Annotated in this window: 21 protein-coding genes; 11 read left to right on the top strand and 10 right to left on the bottom strand. The window is 69.5% G+C overall.

Annotated features, from left to right (window positions below):
• Positions 1-202 precede the first annotated feature (202 nt).
• From AZOLI_RS30465 to AZOLI_RS19870, 8 genes are all read left to right on the top strand, one after another.
• Positions 203-649, top strand: a complete 447-nt coding sequence (locus AZOLI_RS30465) for a chemotaxis protein CheW (protein WP_244442613.1) — start codon at positions 203-205, stop codon at positions 647-649.
• Entirely contained in the window at positions 646-2,073 is a 1,428-nt protein-coding gene (locus AZOLI_RS19900; RefSeq protein WP_014188930.1) for a CheR family methyltransferase, read from the top strand. The genes AZOLI_RS30465 and AZOLI_RS19900 overlap by 4 nt, the downstream gene beginning before the upstream one ends.
• Entirely contained in the window at positions 2,073-2,678 is a 606-nt protein-coding gene (locus tag AZOLI_RS19895; RefSeq protein WP_014188929.1) for a chemotaxis protein CheW, read from the top strand. Before AZOLI_RS19900 ends, AZOLI_RS19895 begins: the two co-directional genes overlap by 1 nt.
• 58 nt (positions 2,679-2,736) lie before the next feature.
• Positions 2,737-4,425, top strand: a complete 1,689-nt coding sequence (locus AZOLI_RS19890) for a methyl-accepting chemotaxis protein (protein ID WP_014188928.1) — start codon at positions 2,737-2,739, stop codon at positions 4,423-4,425.
• A 268-nt stretch (positions 4,426-4,693) separates the two neighbouring features.
• Positions 4,694-6,937 (top strand): hybrid sensor histidine kinase/response regulator, encoded by a 2,244-nt coding sequence (locus AZOLI_RS19885; protein ID WP_014188926.1) that lies wholly within the window; start codon positions 4,694-4,696, stop codon positions 6,935-6,937.
• 35 nt (positions 6,938-6,972) lie between these two features.
• Positions 6,973-8,064, top strand: a complete 1,092-nt coding sequence (locus tag AZOLI_RS19880) for a chemotaxis protein CheB (protein ID WP_014188925.1) — start codon at positions 6,973-6,975, stop codon at positions 8,062-8,064.
• Complete coding sequence (locus AZOLI_RS19875; RefSeq protein ID WP_014188924.1) at positions 8,061-8,828, top strand: response regulator transcription factor; 768 nt, start codon at positions 8,061-8,063, stop codon at positions 8,826-8,828. The genes AZOLI_RS19880 and AZOLI_RS19875 overlap by 4 nt, the downstream gene beginning before the upstream one ends.
• A 190-nt stretch (positions 8,829-9,018) precedes the next feature.
• Complete coding sequence (locus AZOLI_RS19870) at positions 9,019-10,590, top strand: ATP-binding response regulator (protein ID WP_244442612.1); 1,572 nt, start codon at positions 9,019-9,021, stop codon at positions 10,588-10,590.
• Here the strand turns inward: AZOLI_RS19870 and AZOLI_RS19865 are convergent.
• The 8 genes from AZOLI_RS19865 to AZOLI_RS19830 all read right to left on the bottom strand — a co-directional run bounded on the left by AZOLI_RS19865 (position 10,587) and on the right by AZOLI_RS19830 (position 21,158).
• Positions 10,587-11,645: an osmoprotectant NAGGN system M42 family peptidase gene (locus AZOLI_RS19865; RefSeq protein ID WP_014188922.1), complete on the bottom strand. Its 1,059-nt coding sequence runs from the start codon at positions 11,643-11,645 to the stop codon at positions 10,587-10,589. The two genes, AZOLI_RS19870 and AZOLI_RS19865, sit on opposite strands and share 4 nt — an antisense overlap.
• A 192-nt stretch (positions 11,646-11,837) precedes the next feature.
• Positions 11,838-13,628, bottom strand: a complete 1,791-nt coding sequence (ngg, locus tag AZOLI_RS19860; protein WP_014188921.1) for an N-acetylglutaminylglutamine synthetase — start codon at positions 13,626-13,628, stop codon at positions 11,838-11,840.
• A 120-nt stretch (positions 13,629-13,748) separates the two neighbouring features.
• A complete protein-coding gene (locus tag AZOLI_RS19855; protein WP_014188920.1) occupies positions 13,749-15,524 on the bottom strand; it encodes an N-acetylglutaminylglutamine amidotransferase in 1,776 nt (591 codons plus the stop codon).
• Between the two features lie 313 nt (positions 15,525-15,837).
• Positions 15,838-17,310, bottom strand: a complete 1,473-nt coding sequence (locus AZOLI_RS19850) for a mechanosensitive ion channel family protein (protein WP_014188919.1) — start codon at positions 17,308-17,310, stop codon at positions 15,838-15,840.
• Between the two features lie 125 nt (positions 17,311-17,435).
• Positions 17,436-17,927 (bottom strand): BLUF domain-containing protein, encoded by a 492-nt coding sequence (locus tag AZOLI_RS30710; protein ID WP_014188918.1) that lies wholly within the window; start codon positions 17,925-17,927, stop codon positions 17,436-17,438.
• 175 nt (positions 17,928-18,102) lie between these two features.
• Positions 18,103-19,857 (bottom strand): thiamine pyrophosphate-dependent enzyme, encoded by a 1,755-nt coding sequence (locus AZOLI_RS19840; RefSeq protein ID WP_014188917.1) that lies wholly within the window; start codon positions 19,855-19,857, stop codon positions 18,103-18,105.
• 85 nt (positions 19,858-19,942) lie between these two features.
• On the bottom strand, positions 19,943-20,656 hold the full coding sequence (locus AZOLI_RS19835; protein WP_014188916.1) for an extensin-like domain-containing protein: 714 nt from the start codon (positions 20,654-20,656) through the stop codon (positions 19,943-19,945).
• A 7-nt stretch (positions 20,657-20,663) separates the two neighbouring features.
• Complete coding sequence (locus tag AZOLI_RS19830) at positions 20,664-21,158, bottom strand: GFA family protein (RefSeq protein ID WP_014188915.1); 495 nt, start codon at positions 21,156-21,158, stop codon at positions 20,664-20,666.
• A gap of 259 nt (positions 21,159-21,417) precedes the next feature.
• Between AZOLI_RS19830 and AZOLI_RS19825 the strand changes: the two genes are divergently transcribed.
• Genes AZOLI_RS19825 through AZOLI_RS19815 form a run of 3 tightly spaced genes read left to right on the top strand, consistent with a single transcriptional unit; the run spans position 21,418 to position 25,186 of the window.
• Entirely contained in the window at positions 21,418-21,912 is a 495-nt protein-coding gene (locus AZOLI_RS19825; protein WP_044552201.1) for a (2Fe-2S)-binding protein, read from the top strand.
• Positions 21,909-22,919 (top strand): FAD binding domain-containing protein, encoded by a 1,011-nt coding sequence (locus tag AZOLI_RS19820; RefSeq protein ID WP_014188913.1) that lies wholly within the window; start codon positions 21,909-21,911, stop codon positions 22,917-22,919. The genes AZOLI_RS19825 and AZOLI_RS19820 overlap by 4 nt, the downstream gene beginning before the upstream one ends.
• Entirely contained in the window at positions 22,916-25,186 is a 2,271-nt protein-coding gene (locus AZOLI_RS19815) for a xanthine dehydrogenase family protein molybdopterin-binding subunit (RefSeq protein ID WP_014188912.1), read from the top strand. Before AZOLI_RS19820 ends, AZOLI_RS19815 begins: the two co-directional genes overlap by 4 nt.
• A gap of 81 nt (positions 25,187-25,267) precedes the next feature.
• On the opposite strand, the gene AZOLI_RS19810 is transcribed toward AZOLI_RS19815, so the two are convergent.
• Together AZOLI_RS19810 and AZOLI_RS19805 are read right to left on the bottom strand one after the other, a co-directional pair.
• Positions 25,268-25,519, bottom strand: a complete 252-nt coding sequence (locus AZOLI_RS19810) for a hypothetical protein (protein WP_014188911.1) — start codon at positions 25,517-25,519, stop codon at positions 25,268-25,270.
• Positions 25,516-25,989 carry a putative toxin-antitoxin system toxin component, PIN family gene (locus AZOLI_RS19805; protein ID WP_014188910.1) on the bottom strand — a complete coding sequence of 158 codons (474 nt, stop codon included), beginning with the start codon at positions 25,987-25,989 and terminating at the stop codon, positions 25,516-25,518. The genes AZOLI_RS19810 and AZOLI_RS19805 overlap by 4 nt, the downstream gene beginning before the upstream one ends.
• Positions 25,990-26,076: the final 87 nt, after the last annotated feature.

Genomic DNA, 26,076 nt, shown 5'->3' with positions numbered 1-26,076 from the left:
GGCGTAATTCGCATTCCAATCGCGATCGGGCATGGTCCCGGTCGGATTCCAGACCATCGACGGACGGATGTCACCGCACCCCACGCAAAGCCCCACGCAAAGCACCTCCCCAGGCACCTCCCATGGCCCTTCCGCGCCATCGCCCTTCCGTTGCGTCGTTTTCTCGGTTGCCGGCCAAGCGCTGGCGCTGCCGGTGGAAGCCGTGCGGCGCTTTCTGCCGTTGCCGCGGCTCGACCGTCTGCCGACCGCGCCCCAGCCCGTCGAGGGGGTGTTCCGTTATCATGGGGAAATCGTGCCGGTCCTGCGCCTGGGCGTTCTGCTGGACCTGGCGGAGGGCGGCGGCGGCGGGGAGAGCGGGCTTTACGCGCCGCTGATCCTGATCACCTGGCAGGGGCGTCCGACCGCCCTGCTGGTCGATCAGGTCCATGGCGACGTGGCGCTGCCGGCGGAGGATCGCGTGGCCTCCGACCCGTCGCTGTCCTTCAACGGCTGTGCGGCCGGCGCCTTCCCGGACCGGGTGACCGGCCGTGCCGGCACCGTGACGCTGCTCGACCCCGACCGGCTGCTGAGCGAGGCGGAGGGCCGCCTGCTCGACGCCTTCCGCGCGGCGGAGGAACGGCGGCTGGCCCGTTGGGACGGTGCGGCATGACACCGGCCAATCCCGCCGCCGCCGCGGCCGCCATCGAGGCGATCCGCCGCGACCCGCATTTCCCGCGCCTGAAGGCGATGGTGATCGACGCCACCGGGCTCGCCTATTACGCCGACAAGGAGTCCGCCTTCGCCGAGCGGATCAACCGCCGCCTGCCCTTCGGCCGGGTCACGACGGTCGCCGGCTATCTGGCGGCGCTGGAGGCGCAGGGACCGGGCGGGCCGGAGTATCAGGGGCTGATCAACGAGCTGGCGGTGGGGGAGACCTTCTTCTTCCGCTACATCGAGCAGTTCGACGCGCTGCGCGCCGTCGCCATTCCGGAATGCATCCGCCGCAACCAGACGACGCGGCTGCTGCGGATCTGGAGTGCGGGCTGTTCCATCGGGCCGGAAGCCTACACGATGGAAATCCTGCTGAAGCAGCATTTCGCCGACCAGTTGGAAGGCTGGCAGGTCCACATCGTCGGCACCGACATCAACGGCGCCTTCCTGGAGCAGGCCCGCCGCGGCACCTATGGCGACTGGGCGGTGCGCGGCCTGTCGCCGGAGACGCTGGAGGCCTGCTTCGACCGCCGGGACAAGCTGTGGTCGGTGAAGCCGAAATACCGGCAATGGACCAGCTTCATGCCGTTCAATCTGGTGGAAGGAGCCATCCCGTCCTATCCCCACGGCATCGGGCATTTCGACATCATCCTCTGCCGCAACGTCATGATCTATTTCGACGAGGTGACGCGGCACCGGCTGCTGGGAAACCTGCACGGCGCGCTGGCCGACGGCGGATGGCTGGTGGTCGGCCATGCCGAGGCCGGGCCGCAGATGAACGAGCTTTTCATCCCGGTTTCGGTCCCCGGCGCCACCCTCTACCGCAAGCAGGGCGACCGGGCCGCCCCGGCGCCGGCCGCCACGCCGAGCCCGTCCCCGGCCGCAGCGGCGCCGATGCCGGCCGCCAAGCCGCGGCGCACGGCGGCGGCCAAGCCCGCGGCGAAGGCACAGTCCAGGGCAGCATCCGGGGCGCCATCCGGGGCGGCAACCCCGCCCGCAGCCCCCACCCCGCCCGATCAGGTGGAGACCAACGAGCGCTCCTCCCTGCTGGAAGCCTGTCTGGCGCGGGTGGAGGCCAACCGGATGGACCCCGCCGCCCATTACCAGCTGGGGCTGGTGGAGGAGGAGCTGGGCGTCGGCGATCCGGTCGCGGCCTTCAAGCGGGCGCTGTATCTCGACCCGCACTTCGTGCTGGCCGACTATCATCTGGCGCTGGCCTATTGGCGCCGCGGCAGGCTGGTCCCGGCGCAGCGCCATTTCCGCAACGCCCGCGAAGCGCTGGAGAGCCTTGCCGACGACGGGGCGGTGATGGAGGGCGGCGGACTGACCGTGCAGGAGCTGCGCGGGATGCTCGACCTGTGGCTAACCGGCGAGGAGGGCTGATGGACCGGAATCCTTCCCAAGGACGGGCTAAAGACAGCCCCATCGACTGGCAGGAGGTGCACGAAAGGCTGGCGCACCGCAATGCCGTCCTGGCGCAGAGCTTCGCCGGCCGCGGTCCCTGGGCCGACGCCCTGCTGGACCGCCGCGCCGAGGAACTCGCCGAACCGCCGCCCGCCTTCGACCGGGAGAGCGCCGGCATCCCCATGCTCGTCGCGCGCGGGGCCGAGACGCTGTATGGGCTGGAGCTGCGCCATCTCGGCCAGATCGTCCCGATGCCGCGGCTGGCCCGCGTGCCGGGAGCGCCGCACGCCGTGCTGGGGGTGATCGCCGTCGCCGGCCGGGTGATGCGGCTGTTCGACGTCGACCGGCTGTGCGGGAGCGGTCCGGGCGCCGGGACCGAGGCGGAACAGCCCGGCTATGCCGTGGTCCTGCGCACCGGCGGCCGCCCGGCGGCGCTGCGGCTGAGGGAGGTGGAGCGGGTCGCCGACATCGTCCCGCCGCGCACCCCCGCCCCGGCGGAGGCCGGGCCGCTGGTCAGGGCAATCGCCGGGGACCGCATGGCGATCCTCGACATGGCGGCCCTGCTCGACGCCGTGAAGACCTGAAGCCTGCCGTCAAGACCGATCCACCTGCATTTGAGCCGTCCGGGGCTGGAGTCCGAGAATGAACATCAAAGTCGCGCACAAGCTGGTCCTGGGGTTCGGCGTGGTCTGCGTCCTGACCGCGCTGCTGGCGCTGTACCAGATGGCGCGTTTCTCCGACGCGCTGACCGTCATCATGGCGGTGTCCAGCTACGACACCGAGGCCGCCAATCTGGTGACCGACGTCGGCAACCTGCAGGCGGAGCTGCGCAGCACGCGCGAGACCGCGCTGAACGCCGTCACCGTCGCCAATGCCGAAGGGAGGGTCGTGGACATCCCGGCCATCATGATACCGCTGCACCGGCATTACGACGAGGTCGGGGCGAAGCTGCGCGACACGCTGGGCCGGCTGCGCGCGATGGTGGCGGAGCGCTCCTCCTACAGCGTGACCGACAGCCGCCGCAAGGGCTGGGTCGAGCTGGACACCGCGGTCAACGAGATGAGCCGCGCCATCGCCATGGTGGGTGAGGAGGCGCGGACGATCTACACCATGCTGGAGCGCAACCAGGTGCCCGAGGCGCTGCTACGCCGCCAACGGGTGGACGAGCTGCGCAAGAACATGGAGGCGCGCATCGCCGCCGCCCAGACCGCCATCGACAACCTGACGGAGACCGGCCGCGGCGACATCCGGGCGATCTACAACTCGGCGATCCAGTCGTCCATCGTCGCGCTGGTCATCGTCTTCCTGATCGCGGTGGGGGTGGCCTATCTGATCGGCAGCTCCATCACCCGCCGGCTCGGCCGCGCCATCGATTTCGTCACCAGGATCGGCCACGGCGACCTGACGCAGGAGGTCGCCATCCCCGGCAAGGACGAGCTGGCCATCCTGGGCCAGCATCTGAACGAGATGGCCGGCCGGCTGAAGTCGATGGCCCGCACCACCCGCGAGACCGCCGAGAGCGTCCACGCCGCCACCGCGCAGATCCGCGCCTCGACCCAGCAGCAGTCGGCCAGCGTCGCCGAACAGCTGGCGGCGGTGGAGCAGACCACGGCCACCCTGTCGGAGATCACCGAATCCGGCGCCCAGATCAACCGCCGCGCCCAGGACGTCGCCCATGGCGCCCAGACGGTGGCGACCTCCAGCCATTCCGGCATGAAGGCGGTCGACGACACCATCCAGGCGATGGACGCCATCCGTGAACAGGCCGAGGCGGTGGCCGAGAACATCGTCATGCTGTCGGAGCGCACCCAGGCCATCGGCGAGATCATCGTGACGGTGAACGACATCGCCGAGCGCTGCCACCTGCTGGCGCTGAACGCCGCCATCGAGGCGGCGGCGGCCGGCGAGCATGGCCGCACCTTCTCCATCGTGGCGGGCGAGATCAAGAGCCTGGCCGACCAGTCGAAGGAGGCGACCGCGCAGGTCCGCTCCAACCTGTCGGAGATCCAACACGGCATCAACGCCTCGGTCATGCTGACGGAGGAAGCGGTGAAGCGCGTCGCCGCCGGCAAGCGCCAGACCGACGCCACCCAATCCACCATCCGCACCATGGCGGAGAACATCCAGGAGAGCGTGCTGGCCTTCCAGCAGATCGTCGCCGGCACCAACCAGCAGCAGATCGGCCTGGAGCAGGTGATCCAGGCACTGCAGAACATCCGCGAGGCCAGCAGCCAGACCGCCGCCGGCACCCGCCAGCTGGAAGGCGCCGCCGCGAACCTGAACAACCTCGGCCAGGGACTGGTCGAGGCGGTGCGGAACTACCGGGTGTGACGCGGATGATGTGCCCTTCCCTCTCTCCCACGTCCCACTCCCCCTCTCCCCCCCGGGGAGAGGGTCGGGGTGAGGGGGATGCGTTGCGTGATGCCGCTGGAAATGCCGGCACTATACGATCTTCGGGGATCCACGCCTCGCTCCCCCCTCACCCTAACCCTCTCCCCGCTCTCAGCGGACCTTCGGTCCGCCTGCCGCGACAGCGCAAACTTCGTTTGCGCGAAAGCCGGGGGGAGAGGGGACAAGTGACGAGCCGGGAAGTTCCCTGATGGACATCCGCCAGCGCCTGCTCGCCGCGTTCGAGCTTGAGCACAAGGATCATCTCGCGGTGATCCGCGCCGGGCTGCGCGAGGCCGAGGCCACCGGGGAGGCGCCGGACCTCGTCGACATCCACCGGCGCGCCCACAGCCTGAAGGGCGCCGCCCGCGCCGTCGACCTGCCGGAGGTGGAGGCGATCTCCCACCGGCTGGAGGCCGCCTTCATCGCGGTGCAGAAAGGCGAAGCGGTGCTGGATGCCGCCGCCATCGCCGTGGTGCGCCGGGCGCTCGACGCCATCGAGGATCTGGTCGCCTGGTCGCTGCAGGGCGGCGAGGAGGTGGAGATCGCCGGCGTGCTTGCAGATCTCGACGGGCTGGCCGGCGGCCGGAACGGCGACACCCAGCCGCCCGCCCGAAGCATGGCGACCCCGGCACCCCCGGCACGGGCGGAGCGCCGGGCGCCGCGGCCGCGCGCCGAGGCGGTCGATGCCGACTCCGCGGCGCTGGTCCGCATCGCGGCGCAAGGGCTGGAGCGGCTGTCGGAGACCGCGTCGGCCCTGCTGCCGGAGGTGGAGGCCCAGGCCGGGCTCGGCGAGGAATTGCGGGCGATGCGCCGGGAATGGCGGGCGCTGGACCGGGCGTGGCGCCATCTGCGGGTGCAGATCGGGCGCGGCGCCCAGTTGGACGAGGGGGCGGACGCGCTGGACGGGCGCGGCGCCCTGCCGGCGCTGATGGCGTTCGAGCGGCGCTTCCGCGCGCTGGGCGGGGCGCTGGATTCCGCGCATCGCAGCCATGACCGGCTGCTGTGGTCGATGCGGCGCTGGGGCGGCGGCTTCCAGCAGGACATGCGGCGGCTGCGCATGCTGCCGGCGGAGAACCAGCTGGGCGGGCTGGGCCGCATGGTGCGCGACATCAGCCGGGCCGAAGGCAAGGAGGTCGAGGTCGATGTCCGCGGGCTGGAGGTGGAGGCCGACCGCGCCGTCCTGCAGCGGCTGAAGGACCCGATCCTGCACATCGCGCGGAACGCCATCAGCCACGGCATCGAGACGCCGGCTGAGCGGCTGGCGCTGGGCAAGCGGCCGGCGGCGCGCGTCACCATCGCCGCGTCGGTGGAGGGCTCGCGCCTGCGCCTGCGCATCGAGGATGACGGGCGCGGGCTGGACCGCGGCGCGATCCTGCGCAAGGCGGCGGAGCGTGGGCTGATCGATGCCGACGAGCTGTCGTCGGGCGAGGAGATGCCGCTCGAACGGTTGACCGAATTCCTGTTCCATGCCGGCTTCTCCACCGCCGCCCGCACCACCGAACTGGCCGGGCGCGGCATGGGGCTGGCCATCGCCCGGCGGGAGGTGGAGCGGCTGCAGGGCAACCTGACCATCGCCGACCGGCCGGAGGGCGGCACCGCCGTCACCATCGAGGTGCCGCTGAGCCTGTTGAGCCAGCGGTTGGTTTTCGTCGCCGTGCAGGACCAGATCCTGGCGATCCCGTCGGCCGACGTGGTCCGGCTGCGCACCACCAGCGCGGAATCGCTGTTCTCCGGCGTCGGCACCCCGATGATCCGCATCGGCGAGGAGGAAATCCCCGTCACCTCGCTGGCGGCGCTGCTGGGCATGGAGGCGCCGGTTGTGCCGAGCGCCGAACGGTCGCTGTCGCTCGCGGTGGTGCGGGCGGCGGACCGGCGGCTGGCGCTGGCGGTCGACCGCTTCGTCGCCACGCGCGAGACGGTGGTGACCGCGGCGGATGAGATCGGGCTCGATTCCGGACGCTATCTCGGCACCGCGCTGATGGACGATGGCGGGCCGGCGCTGGTGCTGAACATTCCCGGCCTGATGCCGCTGCCCGGAAGCATCCTGCCCGCCCCGGCCCGCCCTGCGGAGGAAGCCACCCCTGCCCGCGCGCATATCCTGGTTGTCGATGACAGCATCACCACCCGCACGCTGGAAAAGAGCATCCTCGAAGCCCATGGTTATCGGGTGACGCTATGCGTGGATGGGCGCGAGGCCCTGGAGCGCCTGTCGGAAGGGATGGAGGTTGGCCTGATCATCAGCGACGTCGAGATGCCGCGCATGGACGGTTTCGCCCTGTTGCAGGCGGTGAAGGCGGACAAGCATCTGGCGGAGATCCCGGTGATCCTCGTCACCTCGCGCGCCAGCGACGAGGACCGCGAACGCGGCCTGCGGCTGGGCGCCGACGCCTACATCGTCAAGACGCGCTTCGACCAGAACGAGCTTCTGGCCGGCATCCGGCGGCTGCTGTGAGCGGGCCGGAGAAAGCGGGCTCCCGACGCATCCGTGTGCTGGTGGTCGAGGACAGCCCCGTCATCCAGCAGCTGCTCAGCCACGTCATCGGCGCCGACCCGCGGCTGGAGGTGGCAGGCATCGCATCCAGCGGCGAGCAGGCGCTGCGGATGATCGAGCGGGCGGTGCCCGACGTGGTGTCGCTCGACATCCGCCTGCCGGGCATCGACGGGTTCGAGGTGACCAGCCGCATCATGCGCCAGAACCCGCTGCCGATCGTGGTGGTAGCGTCGGACGTGCGCGACCTCGATATCCCCATGCGGGCGCTGCAGGCCGGCGCGCTGGCGGTGGTGGAGAAGCCGGGCAGCGTGGCGCGCGCCGATTACCAGACGGTGGCGCATCATCTCTGCACCCAGCTGGTCATCATGAGCCAGGTGAAGGTGATCCGCCACCGCATCACCGCCCGGCCGCCGCGTCCGGCCAACAGCGCCGCCCCGCCCGACGGCGCCCCCAACGACGCCCCCGATGGCGGTCTGCCCGATGCGGCGGTGACGGCCGACGGTCGCCTGCGGCGTTTCCGGGCGGTCGGGCTGGTCGCCTCCACCGGCGGGCCGGCGGCGCTGGCGCGGGTGCTGAAGGACCTGTCGCCGGGCTATCCCCTGCCGGTCTTCGTGGTCCAGCATATGGGCGCCCCCTTCATGGCCGGCTTCGCCAATTGGCTGGGAACCGTTTCCCCCCTGCCGGTCAAGCTGGGCGAGGCGGGGCTGGTCCCGCGGCCGGGCATCGTCTATGTCGCGCCCGGCGACCGGCATATGCGGGTGGAGAACGGCATCATCCGCCTGTCCGACGACCCGCTGGTCTGCGGCCAGCGCCCGTCCGGCGAGGAGCTGTTCCGGTCGATGGCGCGCGCCTATGGCGCGTCCGGAATCGGCGTGCTGCTGACCGGCATGGGCGAGGACGGCGCGCGGGGATTGGTGGACATGCATAAGGTTGGGGCCTACACCATTGCCGAACACGCCTCCACGGCGGTGATCCACAGCATGCCGGGCACCGCGGTGCGGTTGGGCGGTGCGGTGGAGGAACTGCCTCTCGACCGGGTGGCCGGACGGCTGCTGCAACTGACCTCCGACGATAAGATGGCGTCATGAACGGACTCCGCACCTTGGTTGTCATGGGCTCCCAGACGCAGGGGCTTCTGCTGAAGCTGCTGCTGGAGGAGCGCGGCCTGGAGACCGTCTGCGTCGAAGGCATCGAGCCGGCCCTGGCCGAGATCGCCGGCACTGCCCAGGATCTGCTGATCGTCGAGGGCGAGCTTGCCGGCCCGACCGGTCTGGCGGAACTGCGGGCGCGCAGCGATGCCGCCGTTCTGGTGCTCGGCCGCGGCGCCGGCGAGCACGACCCGTCCGATCCCAAGGCGGTGGTGGACGAAGCCTGCGCCGTGCTGGAGCGGCGCAGCGCGCCGCCGACGGTGCCGGAGATCTTCCGCCGCGCCCGCATCCTGATCGTCGACGACAGCGCGACCTACCGCGAATTCCTGCGCGCCGAGCTGGAGCAGGAAGGCTGCACCGTCACCGCCGCCCGCAATGCCGACGAGGCGGTGACGGCGCTCTCCGGCGGCGGGCTGGACTGCGTCATCCTGGATCTGGTGATGCCGGGAACCAGCGGCACGCAGCTCTGCGAAAGATTCGACAGGTTCCGGCGTCAGCGCGGCTTGTTCTTCCAGATCGTCATACTGACCAGCCAGGACGACGAAGAGCAATTAATGATCAGCCTGAATGCCGGCGCCGATGATTTCGTTGGAAAAGCGCAGGAAATGGATGTCCTGAAGGTGCGTCTCATGGCGCTTCTGCGCCGGAAATATTTCGTGGAGGACCATCTTATGCGGTTGCCGCGGCCTTCACCATCCGCATAGGAGGGAGTAGAGCCATCGTGTGATTTCACAAGTCCGATCGTCCGTTTATTCTCTGCGGGCTTTTCGAAACTGTCCGACGGTCGAGCCGGTGCCCATGGCAATCAGCCTCAAGCCCATCCACGGGACCTCGATCCCCAAAGATACCGACGCGAAAGACACCGACCCGATGCCCCGATCCTCGGCCAACCCCATGTCACCGACCGATCAGCGTTACCGGGAGTGTCTGGACAACGCACGGCGCGTCTGCGCCGCCGGAACGGTCCCGACCATGCTGGTGATCGGCGGGCCGGAGATGGCCGCCGTCCGCTGCAACGAGCCGCTGGCCGCCCTGCTGAACCGCCCGCGCGCAGCATCCCGCGACGAAAGCGGCCCCAGCCTGCTGCCCGGCGGCTGGACGGCGGTGGCCGAGGCGCTGCGCCCGCTCTATGTGGACGAAGGGGATGCGGCGGCGGCAGACCGGCCGCAGTCGTCGCTGCTGAGCCTGCCGACCGACCCGCCGCTGAGCCTGCGCGCCGCGCCGCTTCTGGTCGACGGGCATGTGGTGGGGGTGCTGGCCTCGGCGACGCTGGACGGCGCCATCGCGCAGATGGCCGAGACCATGCGGGCGGAGGTGGCGCGCACCACCGCGGCGCGCTCCCGCTTCCTCGCCTCGGCCAGCCATGACCTGCGCCAGCCCTTCCAGGCGATGCGCCTGTTCCTCGACGCCTTGACCAGCCAGGTGGACGGCAATGCGCGGGCAACCCGCACCGCCGGGATGCTGGCCAACGCCATGACGGCGGGCGAGCAGCTGCTGAATGCGCTGCTGGACATCTCCACGCTCGACGCCGGGACGGTGGAGCCGGACCTCCAGCCGGTTTCGGTGGATGCGCTGTTGCGGTCGCTGGCGGAGGAATTCCGTCCCCAGGCGGAGGAGAAGGGCCTGCGCCTGCGCGTCCATGTGCCGGACGTGGCGGGCGGAGCGGTCACCCGCAGCGACCCGATCCTGCTGGGCCGCATCGTCCGCAACCTGCTGGCCAACGCCATCCGCTACACCCAGCGCGGCGGCATCCTGCTTGGCCTGCGCAAGCGTGACGGGCAGTGGCGGATCGAGGTGTGGGACACCGGCTTCGGCATCCCGCAGGACAAGCTGGATGTCATCTTCGACGAGTTCCACCAGCTGACCAACCCCAGCCGGGATCCCACGCGCGGACTCGGCCTCGGCCTCGCCATCGTGCGGCGGCTGTCGGTGCTGCTGCAGGCGCCCATCGCGGTGCAGTCGCGGTCGGGGCGCGGGTCGGTCTTCGCCGTCACCGTGAACCGGCTGGAGGGCGAGGCGCCGGCCGACACCCCGACGGTCGGCGTTCACGCCGATGGCGGCCCGTCCGGGGTGCCGCTGGACGGCATGCGCATCCTGGTGGTGGACGACGACAGCATGGTGCTGTCCGGGCTGCTGCTGACGCTGGAAAGCTGGGGATGCGCCTTCGTGTCCGCATCGAACATGCGCGAGGTGTTCGCCGCGGTCGACGGGCTGGAGGGACCGCCCGACGCCATCCTGACCGACCTGCGCCTGCCGGGGAAGGTGTCCGGCTTCGACGTGATCGACCGCGTGCGCAAGCTGTTCAAGGCCGACATCCCGGCCGTGGTGCTGACCGGCGAGACGGCGCCGGAATCCCTGCTGGAGGGCCAGCGCCGCGGCTGCGCCTTCCTGCACAAGCCGCTGCACCCCGGCGAGCTGCGCCGGGTTCTGGAGGAGGTGCGGGGGGATAGGAAGGCGGGCAGTTAATCCCGCGGCGGGCTCTGCATGTACAGCACCAGCAGCCGCACGAGGCTTTCCAGCGCGTTCGCATGGATGCGCTCATAGCCGTGCGAGGCGTCGATGCCGAAACAGACCAGCGCCGTGCGGATGTCGTTGCCGGCCTCGATTGCGGAGGCGCTGTCGCAGCGGTAATAGCGGAAGACGTCGCGCTGGTGCGGGATGTTCTGCGCCTGGCACAGGGTCAGCAGCGAGTGGGTCAGCGCCATGTCGAAGGGGCCGGTGCTGTCGGCCATGGCGATGGTGACGCCGAATTCGCTGCTGTTCTGGCCGGGGGCGGTGGTGCCGTTGTCGATGGTCACCATTTCCGCCACGTCCTGGTGCAGGATCGACGATGCGCCGGACCCGACCTCTTCGGAAATGGTGAACAGCAGGTGGCAATCCACCGGCAGGGTGGCTCCGGCCTCCACCACCGCCTTGGCCGCGCCCAGCATCACCGCCACCCCGGCCTTGTCGTCGAGATGGCGGGAGACGATGTAGCCGTTTTCCAGGAATTCCGGTTGCGGGTCGATGGCGACGAAGTCGCCGATGTTGAAGCCGCGTTCCTCCAGGTCCCGACGATTGGCGACGGGGGCGTCGACGCGCAACTCCACCTGCTGCCAGTTGACCGGCTGGCTATCGACCTCCTTGTTGAAGGTGTGGCCCGATGCCTTCAGCGGCAGGATGGTGCCGCGCCAGGGGCCGCGGTCGGTCAGCACGGTGCAGCGCGCGCCCTCGGCGAAGCGGGACGACCAGTGGCCGATGGGCACCAGCTCCATCCGGCCATTGTCCTTCAGCATCTTCACCTGGGTGCCCAGCGTGTCGACATGGGCCACCAGCGCCCGGTCCGGGCTGCCCCGCACGCCCTTCAGGTCGGCGCGGATGGCGCCGCGACGGGTCAGCTCGTAGGAGATGCCCATCCGCTCCAGCTCCGCGCAGCACAGCCGGACCACGTCGGTGGTGTAGCCGGTCGGGCTGGGCGTGGTCAGCAACCGGTAGAGGATGTCGGTGACATAGCCCATGTCGATGGGCAGCGGCACGGCCATGGTTGGATTTTCCTCCTGCTGGCGATGGGAGAAGATGCGACGGTGCTGTGCCCCCTCCCTAACCCTCCCCCGCTCCGCGGGAGAGGGGACTGCCGCCGCTTCCCAATTCAGTTCACACCGACAAGCGTCCTGCCCCCTCCACCGCAAAGCGGGGGAGGGATGGGGAGGGGGCATCCGTTGCGACACTCCCCCTCAGAACACCCCCCGCGTCTGCGGGAACAGCAGGTCGACGAAGCGTTCCGCCGTGGGCTGGGGTTCGTGGTTGGCAAGTCCCGGCCGCTCGTTCGCCTCGATGAAGACGTAGCCCGGCCGGTCCGGCGCCTCCACCAGCAGGTCGAAGCCCACCACCGGGATATCCAGCGCGCGGGCGGCGACCGTCGCCACCTCCACCAGTTCGGGGTGCAGGCTGTCGGTCACGTCGTGGATGGTGCCGCCGGTGTGCAGGTTGGCCGTCTTGCGCACCGGCAGAACCTCCCCCGCCGGCAGCACGTCGTCCAGCGTCCGGCCGGCGGCGGCGAGGCAGCGCTCGGTCTCGCCGTCCAGCGGGATGTGGCTCTCCCCGCCGGTGGCGGCGGCGCGGCGGCGGCTCTGCGCCTCGATCAGTTCGCGGACGCTGTGGGTGCCGTCGCCCATCACCTCGGCCGGGCGGCGCACCGCGGCGGCGACCACCTTCTTGTCGATGACGACGATGCGCAGATCCTGCCCTTCGCAGAACTGCTCCAGCAGCACGGTGTCGCAATGCTGGCGGGCCGACGCGATGGCGCGCTCCATGGTCTCGGCGTCGCGGACATCCACGGTGATGCCGCGGCCCTGTTCGCCACGGGCCGGCTTCACCACGATGCGGCCATGCGTTTGCAGGAAGGCGGCATTCTCCGCCGGCTCGCCCGCCACCGCCTGGGCGGGGACGTTCAGGCAGGCGCGCTCCAGCACGCGGCGGGTCACCGCCTTGTCGTCGCAGCGGCTCATGGCGACCGCGGTGGTCAGTTCGCTGAGGGATTCGCGGCAGACCACGCTGCGCCCGCCCCAGGTCAGGCAGAAATAGCCGGCCTCCGCGTCCAGCACGTCGACGCCGATGCCGCGCCGCCGCGCCTCGTTGACGATGATGGTGGCGTAGGGGTTCAGCCGCTCGCCCGGCTGCGGGCCGGTGAACAGCCGCTCGTTGATCGGGTTCTTCGTCTTCAGCGCGAAGGCGGGGATGCGGCGGAAATTCAGCTTCTCATACAGCGCGATGGCGTTCTCGTTGTCGTGCAGCACCGACAGGTCGAGGAAGGCGCGGCCGCGTGCCTGGACATGCTCCGCCACCGTGCGGACCAGCGTCTCGCCGATGCCCGGAAATGACGCCTGCGGATCGACCGCCAGGCACCAGAGCGAGCTGCCATTCTCCGGATCGCCGAAGGCATGGCCATGGTCGACCGCCGTCACCGAGCCGATCACCTCGCCGGTCGCGTCGTCGCAGGCGACGAAATGGGTCAGCACCCGGCTGTTGCGCGTCGCCACCAGGAAGGAGGAGGAGACCGGGACCATCCGCCGCCGGGCATAGATGCGCTGCACCCCCTCCGCATCCTCGCGCGTGCGCAGGCGGCGGACGCTGTAGCCCTTGGGCCGGCGCCGCGACGGGCGGTAGTCGGTCAGCCAGAGCCGGAAGGTGTGGGAGGGGTCGAGAAACAGCTCCTGCGGCGCGCGGGACAGGGCGACATGCGGGTCCTGCAGGTAGAAGACGATGTCGCGGGTCCCCGGCGCCTCCTGCCGCAGCGTGTCGATCATGCGGTCAAGATGGTCGAAGGTGTGGGCGAAGATCAGCCGGCCCCATCCGCAATCGACCACCACGTCGGCCCGCGGCGCCTCAGCCTCCGCGTCCTGCCCGGCCCCTTGCCCAGCCCCCTGTCCGGACGTGGGCGGGCGGCCGGTGTAGCGCCGGGTGTGGCGCAGGCTGGCGCTGGCGGCGCGCTCCAGCCGGTGCGGTTTCACGCGGGCGTAGCTCATGGGGTCCCCCTGATCGTCGGATGCGGCTCCATAGTCGGGAAACGCCCCGGGGCGCGGATCGGTCCTGCGCCCGGACGCCCCGGCGAAGCATTCGTTGCGATGGAATGGCCGGATGGGCCGTCAGAAGCCCTGTTCCTGGAACCAGAACTCCAGCAGCGCGACCTGCCACAGCTTCGATCCGCGCAGCGGCGTGATGTGGCGTTCCGGGTCGGCCAGCAGCCGGTCCAGATAGTCGCGCCGGAACAGGCCGCGTTCGCGCGCCGCAGGAGCGCTCAGCACGTCGCGCACCAGCTCCAGGAAGGGACCGCGCAGGTATTTCAGCGCCGGTACCGGGAAATAGCCCTTCGGCCGGTCGATCACCTCGGCCGGAACGACGCGGCGCGCCGCCTCCTTCAGGACGTATTTGCCGCCTTCGGCCAGCTTCATTTCGGCCGGGATGCGGGCGGCAAGCTCGACCAGCTCGTGATCGAGGAAGGGCACGCGCGCTTCCAGCCCGGCGGCCATCGTCATGTTGTCGACCCGCTTCACCGGATCGTCGACCAGCATCACCGTGGTGTCGAGCCGCAGAGCCTTGTCCACCGGCCGCTCGGCTCCGGGCATGGCGAACTGCCGCTCCAGCCAGCGGCGGGAATGGTCCTCGCCGAGGAAGCGGGGGTCGAGCGCCTCGGCCATCTCGGCATGGTCGCGGTCGAAGAAGACGCGGGCATAGTCGCCGACGGCGTCCTTGCTCTCCAGCAGCGGCGGATACCAGTGATAGCCGCCGAACACCTCGTCGGCGCCCTGGCCGGACTGCACCACCTTCACCTGCTTCGCCACCTCCTGCGACAGCAGGAAGAAGCCGATGTTGTCGTGGCTGACCATGGGTTCCGACATCGCTCGCACGCAGTCGCGCAATTCGGGCAAAGCGCGGGCGGAATCGACGAAGATGCGGTTGTGGTCGGTGCCGAAATGCTTGGCGACGATGTCGGAATACTGGAATTCGTCGCCGCGCTCATCCCCCACCGTCTCGAAGCCGATGGAGAAGGTCTTCAGTCCGCTCTGCCCGTTCTCGGCCAGCAGCGCCGTGATGAGGGAGCTGTCCAGCCCGCCCGACAGCAGCACGCCAACCGGAACGTCAGCGACCAGCCGGCGGCGCACGGCGCGGGTCAGCGTCTCAAGCACCAGTTCGCGCCAGTCGGCGAAGTCGCGGCCCTCGTCGCCGGCCTGCGGCCCGAAATTCAGCGACCAGTAATTGGTCTCGCGCCGGGTACCGTCCGGCTCCACCACCAGCACCGTGGCGGGGGGAAGCTTGCGCACGCCCTTCAGGATGGTGTGCGGCGCCGGGACGACGGCGTGGAAGCTCATGTAATGGTGCAGCGCCACCGGGTCGATGTCGGTGTCGATACCGCCTGACGCCACCAGGGCCGGCAGGGAGGAGGCGAAGCGCAGACCTCCCGGAATGTCGGCGAGATAGAGCGGCTTGATGCCCAGCCGGTCGCGGCCCAGCACGACGCGTCCGCTGTCGCGCTCGTGGATGGCGAAGGCGAACATGCCGTTCAGGCGCTTGACGAAATCCGGTCCCCAGGCGTGATAGGCCTTGATCAGGACCTCGGTATCGCCGCCGGAGAAGAAGCTGTAGCCGAGCCCGGCCAGTTCCTCGCGCAGTTCGCGGTGGTTGTAGATGCAGCCGTTGAAGACGATGGCGAGGCCGAGGGCGGAATCCACCATCGGCTGTTGCGATGCCTCGCTGAGGTCGATGATCTTCAGCCGGCGATGGCCGAAGGCGACGCGGCCATGGGCGAACACACCGTGGCCGTCCGGCCCGCGCGCCGCCAGCCGGTCGCACATGGCCTGGACCGCTGCCGTGCTGGCCGCCTCGCCGGATTTGAAACGAATCTCACCACTCAGTCCGCACATCGGCTGTCGAGCCTCCTCGTTGGTTCAGGACGAAGGGGCGCTCGACCCGCAAGAAGGGCCAAACACCGGGGGCGCCGGCTGCGGAATGCGGCCGCCACCCGTTGGGAGCGATCATGGATGCCGGCCCTTCACCCGCTCGATGCACCACCGGCACCCGCGCGGCATAACGGCTGGCTGCGCCGGAGGTTCCATGATGATGAACGTCCGGCGCGATCGCTCACGACCGGCCGCCGAACGGCCGGTACTGCTCAGATAGGGATTGCGGCCCGGCTTTGCCACCGGAAGGGAGCTGCCAGAGGGGGCAGCCTCCCCCTCAGAGCTTGAAGAAGTTGCGCAGCCGGGCCAGCAGGGCTTGCGATTCCACCGGCTGGGGCGGGGCGATACCCTGCTGGCGGGTGCGCTCGGCGGTGTTGCGGGTCTGGCGGTCGGCCATCAGGTCGGCCAGCCGCTCCGCCAGCTGCGGACGCTGGCGCAGCACCGGGTCGAGATGGCCGCGCGCCAGCTCGTACACCACCGCGTCGGTGCAGGCGACGACCGAAGCGCTGCGCGGCTGGCCGGTCAGCAGCGACATCTCGCCGAACAGGTCGCCCGGCCGCAGGCGGGTCAGGTGGATCACGCCGGGACGCTGGCCGTCATTCGGAATGATGGAGGCCGCGTCGGTGGAGCCGGGGGCAGTGACCTGGACGTCGAACACGCCCTCCGCGATGACGAACAGCGATTCGCCGGCCTCGCCCTGGCGGACGGCGGCGGTGCCGGCGGGAAGGTGAAGCTCGCGCATGGCCTGGGCCAGCGCCGCGATCTCCTCGTCGTCGAAGGCGTCGAACAGCTCCAGCTGGCGCAGCAGGCTGCGCCGCAGCGTGTCGGTGTCGGGCTGGGCGGGCTGGCGCCGGCGGACCTCCTGCTTGGGGCGGGCGGGCTCGATCCCGGCGCGGGCAAGGTTGGCCAGCGCAGCGGTCAGCACGGCGTCGCGCACCAGCGACACGCGACCGCCATCGTCGGTCCAGAAGCGGGCCTGATAGGTGATGCCGTTGGGCGTCACCGCCTCCACGATCACGTCGGGCCGCGGAATCGGCAGCACGCCGTCGGCGCAGAGCGTGGCGGACAGCAGGATGCGCTTGGCCCGCGCCACCGGCACCTCATGGTCCAGCAGGATCGGCACGCTGGCGCGGAAGGACGGGTTGGGACGGCTGTAATTGACGAAGCGGCTGCCGGCGACCATGCCGTTCGGCACGATGACGGCGGTGCCGTCATTGGTAATCAGGCGGGTGGCGCGCCAGTTGATCTCGTCCACCCGCCCGGCCACGCCGGGCGACAGCTCCAACCAGTCGCCGATGCGATAGGGATGTTCGATGTTCAGCGCGATGCCGGCGAAGATGTCGGCGATCATGTTGCGCAGTGCGAAACCCAGCACGGCGATGGCGACGCCGGAGGTCGCCAGCAGGCCGGTCACCGGCTGCTCCAGCACGAAGGCCAGAATCGCCAGCACCGCGACGCCATAAACGAAGAAGCGCAGCAGGTCGGCCAGCAGCCGCGGGATGCGCGGCGGCCGGGGCAGGCCGTCCGGGCCGGTGCCGCCATTGCCGGCCGCCAGCAGGTCGATCAGGCGCGCCCCGCCCCAGGCGGCGACCAGCCACGCGGCCGATGCGACCGCGATGTCGAATCCGGTGCTGAGCGAGCGGCCGACGACGGGCTCCAGATGGCCGTGCAGCCAGGGTTTGGCGGCGACCAGGGCGGTAAGCAGGGCAAGCAGCAGAGCGGGGATGGAAAGACGCCGTAAGGCGTTCATCGGACGGGGTTCTCCTCGGCGACCGGCCACCCTTGGCCGGGCGAGGAGCGACGATGGCACAGACAGGCGCCATCCCGTCAAGCAGTCAATTGTTTCAGCAGCTTGTGATCCGGCGGCTTGGCCGTTCAGACACTGACCGGCTGCCGGACCGGCCGGCCCAGTCCCATCACGAAGTCGGCGATCACCGGGTCGGAGCCCGCGACCTTGCCGGCGAAGGCATAGGCCCGGCACAGGACCGCCAGAGCGGTTTCGGGATCGCAGCTCTTGCGCCGGAACGCCTCCCCCTGGCGCAGGGACGCGAACTCGCCGTCCCAGACGTCCGGGTTGGCCAGCGGCCCGAAATTCATCGCCCAGAAGCCGAAGGAACGCTCCGGCCATTCCCAGCGGCCGAGCACGGCAACGTTGCGGTGCCGCGTGTCGCACGAGATGCGGGCGAACAGGGTGCCGACGGCGTCCGCCTCCCCCTCCAGCACCTGAAGGAAAATGCCTTCATGCTCGATCAGGAAACCGGTGACGCCCAGGCGACGGTTGTTTGAAGAGCTTCGTACACAAATGTCCGCCAATGCCGAAAACGGCAGCAAAGCGACGGCATCGCTGCGATAGAGAAGAGTGAGCATCGGTTCCCTCCACCTCTTGCCCCACCTTCGGGGAATAATGATGAGGAAACTGACAATCAGTAACCCTTTCTTTCGTCGATGCGGTGTTGCAGCCGGCGGATATATCCGGGATGGCGGTGAGGCGGATTGTCGCCCACCGCCAAGCCGGGGTTGACAGAGACCAGGGATTCTCCCCTCAGATAATCTCGCGCGCACGGTCCTTGAACACCGTGGCGGCGATCTTCAGCGCATCGGGGGTGCCGCGGGCCAGCGCCTCGGCGAAATGGGCGGCCTGCTTGGCCTTCACCTTGGCCGGCATCGGCGGCTCGTTGCCGTCCACAAGGCAATCGACCACCACCGGGCCGGGATGGGCGAGCGCGGCGTCCAGGATCGCGCCGCAGTCCTTGGGGTCGCGGATGGTGAAGCCCTTGCCGCCGCAGGCCTCCGCCACCTTGGCGAAGTCGATGGGGTGCAGGTCGCAGACATATTCCGGATTGCCCAGCATCACCATCTGCTCCCACTTGATCTGGCCCAGCGAGCTGTTGTTGTTGATGATGACCTTGACCGGCAGATTGTACTTCACCGCCGTCACGAAATCGGCCATCAGCATCGAGAATCCGCCGTCGCCGACATAGGCGATCACCTGCCGGTCCGGGTAGGCGATCTGCGCGGCGATGGCATAGGGCAGGCCGGGGGCCATGGTGGCGAGGTTGCCGGACAGCGAATGCATCTGGCCGCGCTTCACCGGGATCTGACGCGCCCACCATGTGGCGATGGTGCCGCTGTCGCAGGCGACGATGGCGGTGTCGGTCAGCCGCTTCCCCAGTTCCCACGCAGCCACCTGCGGCTTCATCGGGATGTCCTGGCGGGTGCCGCGTTCCTCCATCAGGCGCATCCACTCCACCTTGCCGGCCTGCGCCTTCTCCAGGAAGCTGCGGTCGTCGTGCGGCTGCACCCGCTCGGTCAGGATGTCCAGCGCCAGCCGGCAGTCGCCGACCAGCCCGGCCTCCACCGGGTAACGCAGGCCGATGCGGGCGGCGTCGATGTCGATCTGGATGCCGCGGGCCTGATCCGGCTTCGGGTAATATTCGATGTAGGGGAAGGTGGAGCCGGCGATCAGCAGCGTATCGCAGGTCTCCAGCGCGGTCTGCGACGGTTCGGTGCCCAGCAGCCCGACCGACCCGGTTGTATAGGGGCTGTCGTCCGGCACCGCCGCCTTGCCGAGCAGCGCCTTGACGATCACCGCCCCGGTCTTTTCCGCCAGCCGTTCCAGCTGGTCCGTGGCCTTGAGCGCACCCTGGCCGGCAAGGATGACGATGCGCTTGCCGGCGTCCATGATCTCCACCGCGCGGCGCATCTCCGCCTCAGACGGGACCGGCAGTTCGGGGGCGAACAGGGCGGTGTTGTGGCCCTTGACGTTGCGCGGCGCCCGCATGTCGTCACCCGCCGCCTGATCCTGCAGATCGACCGGGATGGTGATGTGGGCGACGCCGCGGTGGGCCAGCGCGGTGCGGCAGGCCAATGTCGCGATGTTGCGGATATGGGCGGCGCCCATGATGCGCTGGTTGAAGACCGAGACGTCCTGGAACACCTTGTCCAGCTCCACGTCCTGCTGGGTGTGGGTGCCGACGAGGTCGTGATATTGCAGCCCGGTGATCGCCAGCACCGGCTGGTGGTCCAGCTTGGCGTCGTAGAGGCCGTTCAGCAGATGCAGCCCGCCAGGGCCGGAGGTGGCGAGGCAGACGCCCAGCCTGCCGGTGAACTTGGCATAGCCGCAGGCGGCGAAGGCGGCGGCCTCCTCGTGCCGGACCTGGATGAAGCGGATCTCGTCCTTGCGCTGGCGCAGCGCCTCCACCACGCCGTTGATGCCGTCGCCGGGGATGCCGAAGATGGTGTCCACCCCCCAATCCACCAGGACGTCCACCAGGATGTCGGCTGCCGTGCGTGCCATGGGTCTTCTCCCTTGCCGGGTCGTGTCGCGTCGTCTTGAGCCCAGCAACAGAAGGCCCATGGGGCGGTTCCCTCGGACTCTCCCCTCAACGGCAGGTGCTGAAGGCGCCCATGTCCAGGTGGAAGTGGTTGCGGTGCGCCTCGTTGTAGTCGGGACCCAGAACCACGTCGAAGAAGCGGCAGGCGCCGTCGCGCACGTCGCGCAGGAAGGCGGCCTTGCGGCCGTCGCCGGTGTTCTTCCAGTCGTTCAGAACGCCGACCCGCGTGCCGTCGGCCAGCACGAAGCCACCGAGGTCGATGGCGTTGGCGCTGGCATGCTCGCTACGCCGGCCCGAAGCCCGGCCATAGACGTTGCGGCAGGCATAGGTGCCGAGATGCTCCACCCGCGCCACCGTCTGGCCGAAATGCTTCCTCGCCGCCGGCTGCAGGGCGTGCGCCTCGAACAGGGTCCAGGCGGCGGCCAGACCGCAGGTGGCGAGAAAGCCGCTGCTGAACGCTACGTCAGAGTGCGACACCCGCACCACGCCGCGCAGCGTGCAGTTCTCGTCGGATGGACGGTCGGGCATGGGAGTGAAGCGCAGGTCCGTGTCGCCCAGCGCCGCCCGGCACTGCTCGGGATCGCGCTCCAGCCGCGACAGCTTGAAGCCGGTCAGCCAGTCCGGCTCCGCCCGCAGGTCGAGCGGCGCCCAGGGGTCGTAGCACGGCGGCACGGCGATCAGCCCGCCCCACACGCCGGCCGCCGCGCCGGCCAGCGCCAGCAGGACCAGCAGCGCCAGCCATCGCAGCAGCCTTGCCATCATGGATCGTCTAGCGGTCCAGCAGCCCGTGGCGCCGGTGCCAATCCTCCAGCGATTCCTCCGGGTACCGGGCGAAATGCACGTCGTTCGGGCCGCTGGGCACCTCCACCCACGGCGCCTTGAAGTCCAGCATGATGTGCACCCGCTCCGGCGGGGTCGGCAGCGGCGTGTCGATGGCCGAGGCGAAGGGGTGGACCAGCTCCGGCCAGGCCGGGTCCTCCGCCCACAGCGCCGTGCCGCAATGCTTGCAGAAATGGCGGTGCGACGGGCCGAGGTGGGTATGGTCCGGATGGTCGGGGTCGTCGATGGGCGCGCGCCACATCTCCACGGCCTCGCGCCCCTCCACCTCCAGCGTGTCGGCATCGCCGCCCAGGTTGATGGCGTAACCGCCGCCGCCGGCGCTCTTGCGGCAGATCGTGCAGTAGCAGTGCATGTAGGGCACCGGCGTCGGCGAGTTCAGCGTGAAGCGGACGGCGCCGCAGCGGCAGGAACCGGAGAGTTTCATGGCAGGGGTCTCCGCAATGGAATGGCGCCGGCAGGGGACGCCGCACTCCGCACCAGATGGGACCGCGATCGCCCTTTGCCACCATCCCAGCCGAGGGAACACTGCGGAAGAACGGCTGTTACCCCGACGAGCCAAGACGCGCCGCCGCACTCCCGTAGCCGGAGGCGCCCCCCCCCTGCCAGCAGTCGGAGCGGTCATGTCCCAGCCAACAGGTCCAGCGTCCCAGGGCCATGCGCAGCCGGCGTCTCCGCCGGAAGCGATGCCCCCCGAAGAGATGGAAGTCACCCTGACCCTCAACGGCAGCCGCAGGACTCTGCATGTCGCCCCCTGGACCAGCCTGCTCGACGCGCTGCGCCTGCATCTCGACCTGACCGGCACCAAGAAGGGCTGCGACCATGGGCAGTGCGGCGCCTGCACCGTGCTGGTCGACGGGCGGCGCATCAACTCCTGCCTGACGCTGGCGGTGATGATGGAGGGGCGGACCGTCACCACCATCGAAGGGCTGGCCAGAGGCGACACGCTCCACCCGCTACAGGAGGCCTTCGTCGAACATGACGCCTTCCAGTGCGGCTATTGCACGCCGGGCCAGATTTGCTCGGCCGCCGGCATGCTGGAGGAGGGCCACGCCAGGACCGACGACGACATCCGCGAACTGATGAGCGGCAATCTGTGCCGCTGCGGCGCCTATCCCAACATCGTCGCGGCGATCCGGCAGGTGATGGATGGGCAATCGAAGGATGGAGGCAAGCCATGAGGGCCTTCTCCTACGACCGCCCCGACAGCGTCGATGCGGCGCTGCGCGGCGTGGCGGGACAGCCGGGCACGACGACCGAGGCGGCGGTGAAGTTCGTCGCCGGCGGCACCAACCTGCTGGATTTGATGAAGGCCGACGTGATGCGGCCGGAGCGGTTGGTCGACATCTCGCGCCTCGGCCTCGACCGGATCGAGGAGCTGGACGGCGGGGCCTTGCGGCTCGGCGCGCTCGCCCGCAATGCCGACACCGCCTATGACGAGCGGGTGCAGACGCGCTATCCGATGCTGTCCAAGGCGATCCTGGCCGGGGCGTCGGCGCAGCTGCGCAACATGGCGACCAACGGCGGCAACCTGCTGCAGCGGACGCGCTGCTATTACTTCTACGACACCGGCACCCCCTGCAACAAACGGGAGCCGGGGACCGGCTGCGGCGCGCGGACCGGCGTCAACCGCATCCACGCGATCCTGGGCGCCAGCGACCATTGCATCGCCGTCCACCCGTCCGACATGTGCGTCGCGCTGGCCGCTCTTGATGCCACTGTGCGCGTCAGCGGGCCGAAGGGCGAGCGGACCATCCCCTTCGCCGACTTCCACCGCCTGCCCGGCGACACCCCGCAGATCGACAGCAGCCTGGCCGCCGACGAGCTGATCACCGCCATCGACCTGCCGGCGCACGGCTTCGCCGAACACTCCACCTACCTGAAGGTGCGCGACCGCGCCTCCTACGCCTTCGCGCTGGTGTCGGTGGCGGCGGCGCTGGAGATGGACGGACAGACGATCCGCTCCGCCCGGCTGGCGCTGGGCGGCGTCGCCCACAAGCCCTGGCGCGACCCGGCGGCCGAAGCCGAACTGGCGGGCAAGCCGGCCTCGCTGGAGACCTTCGCCGAGGCGGCGCGCGTGCTGCTGCGCGACGCCAAGGGCCATTCCCACAACGCCTTCAAGATCGGACTTGCCGGGCGCGCCATCGTCCGGGCGCTGGCCGAAGCCGCCGGAGTGGAGCACCCATGATCGCCAAACCGAGCATCCCCGATCCGCTGGACAATCCCGGTGCGCAGATCGGCAAGCCCGTCAGCCGCGTCGACGGCCGGCTGAAGGTGACCGGCGGCGCCAAATACGCCGCGGAGTTCAACACGCCCGGCCTCGCCCACGGCTACATCCTGTCGAGCGCCATCGCCCGCGGCCGGATCCTGAGCATGGATACGTCCAAGGCGCTGGCCCTGCCCGGCGTGTTCCAGGTCTTCACCCATGAGAACCGGCCGAGCCTTCCCTGGTTCGACCGAAAGTGGAAGGACGACGACGCGCCCAAGGGCTCCCCCTTCCGCCCGCTGTACGACGCGACGATCCACCATGCGCTCCAGCCCATCGCCCTGGTGGTGGCGGAGAGCTTCGAGCTGGCGCGCTACGCCGCCCGCCTGATCCATGTCGTCTATGAGGCAGAGGAGCACCAGACCGACCTGCATGCGGCGCAGGCCCAGGCCTTCACCCCCGGCAAGGACAAGGGCGGATTCCAGCCGCCGCCGAAGCCGCGCGGCGACGCCGACCGGGCGCTGGCCGAGGCGGAGGTCAGCATCGACCTGCACTTCACCCAGGCGGCCGAGCATCACAACCCGATGGAGATGCACGCCTCCACCGTCATTTACCACAATGACGGCACCCTGACCGTCCATGACAAGACCCAGGGGCCGCTGAACACCCAGACCTATGTCTGCAACGTCTTCAACCTGTCGAAGGACGCGGTGCGGGTGATCTCTCCCTTCGTCGGCGGCGCCTTCGGCTCGGGCCTGCGGCCGCAGCACCAGCTGTTCATGGCGGTGCTGGCGGCGACGACGCTGAAGCGTTCGGTGCGGGTGGAGCTGTCGCGGCCGCAGATGTTCAGCTTCGGCCACCGGCCCGAAACGCTGCAGCGCGTGGCGCTGGGCGCCCGCAAGGACGGTACGCTGACCGCCATGATCCACGAGGCGGTGCAGGAGACCTCGCAGAGCGAGAACTACGTCGAGATCGTCGTCAACTGGTCGGGCCAGCAGTACAAATGCGACAATGTCCGGCTCGACTACAAGCTGGCCCGGATGGACACCCACACCCCGCTCGACCAGCGCGCCCCCGGTGCGGCGACCGGCGTCCCGGCGCTGGAAATCGCCATGGACGAGCTGGCGGCCAAGCTGGGCATGGACCCACTGGAGTTGCGGCTGAAGAACTACACCGAGGTCGATCCCAACACGGACAAGCCCTTCTCCAGCAAGGAACTGCGCGCCTGCTTCCAGCAGGGGGCGGAGCGTTTCGGCTGGCACAAGCGCAACCATACACCGCGGTCGATGCGGGAGGGGCGGCAGCTGATCGGCTGGGGCATGGCGTCCGGCGTGTGGGATGCGATGCAGGGGCAGGCGGCGGCTTCCGCCCGGCTCGGCATCGACGGTACGCTGGTCGTGGGCAGCGCCACCGCCGACATCGGCCCCGGCACCTACACGGCGATGACCCAGATCGCCGCCGACATCCTGGGCCTGCCCATCGACAGGGTGTCGTTCCAGCTGGGCGACAGCAACCTGCCGATGGCGCCGCTGCAGGGCGGCTCCTGGACGGTATCGTCGGTCGGCTCGGCGGTGAAGGCGGTCTGCGACCGGCTGCGCGACAAGCTGGCCGGCTTGGCGGTGGGGCTGAACGACGGGCCGCTGAAGGGGCTGAAGGCCGACGATCTGGTCTTCGCCGACGGCCACCTGATCGCCAAGGCCGACCCGTCCTGGCGGATGTCGATCACCGAGGTGATGCGCGCCAACGATCTGCTTGTGCTGGAGGACGAGGCGCGCTCCATCCCCTATTACAAGTCGCAGATGCAGCACACGCTCGGCACCCACTCCGCCATCTTCGCGGAGGTGCGGGTGGACGAGGATCTCGGCACCGTGCAGGTGACGCGGGTGGTCAGCGCGGTCGCCGCCGGCCGCATCATCAACCCCAAGATGGCGCGCAGCCAGGTGCTGGGGGCGGTGGTGTGGGGCATCGGCATGGCGCTGGAGGAGGAGTCGATGACCGACCAGCGGCTCGGCCGCTTCATGAACCACGACTTCGCCGAGTATCACATCCCGGTGAACGCCGACGTCCACGACATCGACGTCATCTTCGTCGAGGAGCATGACGACATCGTCAACCCGCTGGGCGCCAAGGGCGTCGGCGAGATCGGCATCGTCGGCGTCCCCGCCGCCATCGCCAACGCGATTTACCACGCCACCGGCAAGCGCCTCTGCGACCTGCCGATCACGGTGGACAAGATATTGGGGGTGTAGGTTTAGGGAGGAGGCGTCATACAGAAGTGCCTCCTCCCCGAACCAGCACCGGGCACGGTCGCTCCTCTTATGGACCTGTAATCACCGCTCCAGTTCGTCGCCGGTCTGTGGCGGCCTGTCCGGTACCCTGTCCAGAAAGGAGCGCAAGCCTGCACCGGTTGCGGTGCCGGCACGAGCCTTCAGGAAGGCGGCTGCCGTTTCGACGGCGCCGACCTTCTCGGCTACGGCAGCGGCGATCCACTGGTTCAGAGACACGCCATCCTCGCGGGCCAGCCGGGCAGCGGCATCCTTGACGGACGCGGGCAGCTTCAGGGGGTATGTCGCCTTGCTCATGTCGCCACTCCTCGCAGGAACTCGGCCGGTCGGAGAACCGGAATGCCAAACCGCGGCGCGGCCGCGGCAAAATCCCGGACATTGTGGGTCACCAGCACATCCGCTCTGCCATTGACCGCAGCCTCCAGCACCATCTCGTCGGCCGGATCGGAAAGCTGGGGCCGCCAAGTGAAACGCACGTCCACAGGCTCCAGGACCGCGGCCAATTCGGCCAGCAAACGATCTACATCGGCCTCGCCAAGCCCGTGAACCTCGCGTTGCTCGGGCCGCTTCAACACAGCCTCATACTCCAGGAACAGGGCAGTGGTCACCAACGCCCTGAACTGGCCATCGGCAAGAAGACTCAACACTGCAAATGAGGCGCCCCGTCGGCTACGCAAACCTGCGGTTAGAATGTTGGTGTCGAGAACAGCTCTCTTCATCCGGTCGATCATAAGGAAGTTCTGCAAGCACAGCAACACATGTGACATCCTATGGGATGTCCTTCGGCTGCTGTTCTCCGCATATGGGCACCGGTGCGGAGAAGCAGTGGATCGACATGAAGGCTATCACCTGCG

The organism is Azospirillum lipoferum 4B, assembly GCF_000283655.1.
GTDB lineage: Bacteria > Pseudomonadota > Alphaproteobacteria > Azospirillales > Azospirillaceae > Azospirillum > Azospirillum lipoferum_C.
Note: the sequence above shows the minus strand (reverse complement) of the source record. Positions and strands in the feature narration are given on the sequence as shown.

Excerpts from the sequence above, each read along its gene's own strand:
- AZOLI_RS19830 (WP_014188915.1), bottom strand. The coding sequence starts at position 21,158 with ATGAAACTCTCCGGTTCCTGCCGCTGCGGCGCCGTCCGCTTCACGCTG.
- AZOLI_RS19865 (WP_014188922.1), bottom strand. The coding sequence starts at position 11,645 with ATGGCCGTGCCGCTGCCCATCGACATGGGCTATGTCACCGACATCCTC.
- AZOLI_RS30710 (WP_014188918.1), bottom strand. The coding sequence starts at position 17,927 with ATGCTCACTCTTCTCTATCGCAGCGATGCCGTCGCTTTGCTGCCGTTT.
- ngg (WP_014188921.1), bottom strand. The coding sequence starts at position 13,628 with ATGAGCTACGCCCGCGTGAAACCGCACCGGCTGGAGCGCGCCGCCAGC.
- AZOLI_RS19900 (WP_014188930.1), top strand. The coding sequence starts at position 646 with ATGACACCGGCCAATCCCGCCGCCGCCGCGGCCGCCATCGAGGCGATC.
- AZOLI_RS19835 (WP_014188916.1), bottom strand. The coding sequence starts at position 20,656 with ATGATGGCAAGGCTGCTGCGATGGCTGGCGCTGCTGGTCCTGCTGGCG.
- AZOLI_RS19840 (WP_014188917.1), bottom strand. The coding sequence starts at position 19,857 with ATGGCACGCACGGCAGCCGACATCCTGGTGGACGTCCTGGTGGATTGG.
- AZOLI_RS19875 (WP_014188924.1), top strand. The coding sequence starts at position 8,061 with ATGAACGGACTCCGCACCTTGGTTGTCATGGGCTCCCAGACGCAGGGG.
- AZOLI_RS19890 (WP_014188928.1), top strand. The coding sequence starts at position 2,737 with ATGAACATCAAAGTCGCGCACAAGCTGGTCCTGGGGTTCGGCGTGGTC.
- AZOLI_RS19815 (WP_014188912.1), top strand. The coding sequence starts at position 22,916 with ATGATCGCCAAACCGAGCATCCCCGATCCGCTGGACAATCCCGGTGCG.
- AZOLI_RS19850 (WP_014188919.1), bottom strand. The coding sequence starts at position 17,310 with ATGAACGCCTTACGGCGTCTTTCCATCCCCGCTCTGCTGCTTGCCCTG.
- AZOLI_RS19810 (WP_014188911.1), bottom strand. The coding sequence starts at position 25,519 with ATGAGCAAGGCGACATACCCCCTGAAGCTGCCCGCGTCCGTCAAGGAT.
- AZOLI_RS19855 (WP_014188920.1), bottom strand. The coding sequence starts at position 15,524 with ATGTGCGGACTGAGTGGTGAGATTCGTTTCAAATCCGGCGAGGCGGCC.
- AZOLI_RS19895 (WP_014188929.1), top strand. The coding sequence starts at position 2,073 with ATGGACCGGAATCCTTCCCAAGGACGGGCTAAAGACAGCCCCATCGAC.
- AZOLI_RS19870 (WP_244442612.1), top strand. The coding sequence starts at position 9,019 with ATGTCACCGACCGATCAGCGTTACCGGGAGTGTCTGGACAACGCACGG.
- AZOLI_RS19805 (WP_014188910.1), bottom strand. The coding sequence starts at position 25,989 with ATGTCACATGTGTTGCTGTGCTTGCAGAACTTCCTTATGATCGACCGG.
- AZOLI_RS19820 (WP_014188913.1), top strand. The coding sequence starts at position 21,909 with ATGAGGGCCTTCTCCTACGACCGCCCCGACAGCGTCGATGCGGCGCTG.
- AZOLI_RS19885 (WP_014188926.1), top strand. The coding sequence starts at position 4,694 with ATGGACATCCGCCAGCGCCTGCTCGCCGCGTTCGAGCTTGAGCACAAG.
- AZOLI_RS19825 (WP_044552201.1), top strand. The coding sequence starts at position 21,418 with ATGCCCCCCGAAGAGATGGAAGTCACCCTGACCCTCAACGGCAGCCGC.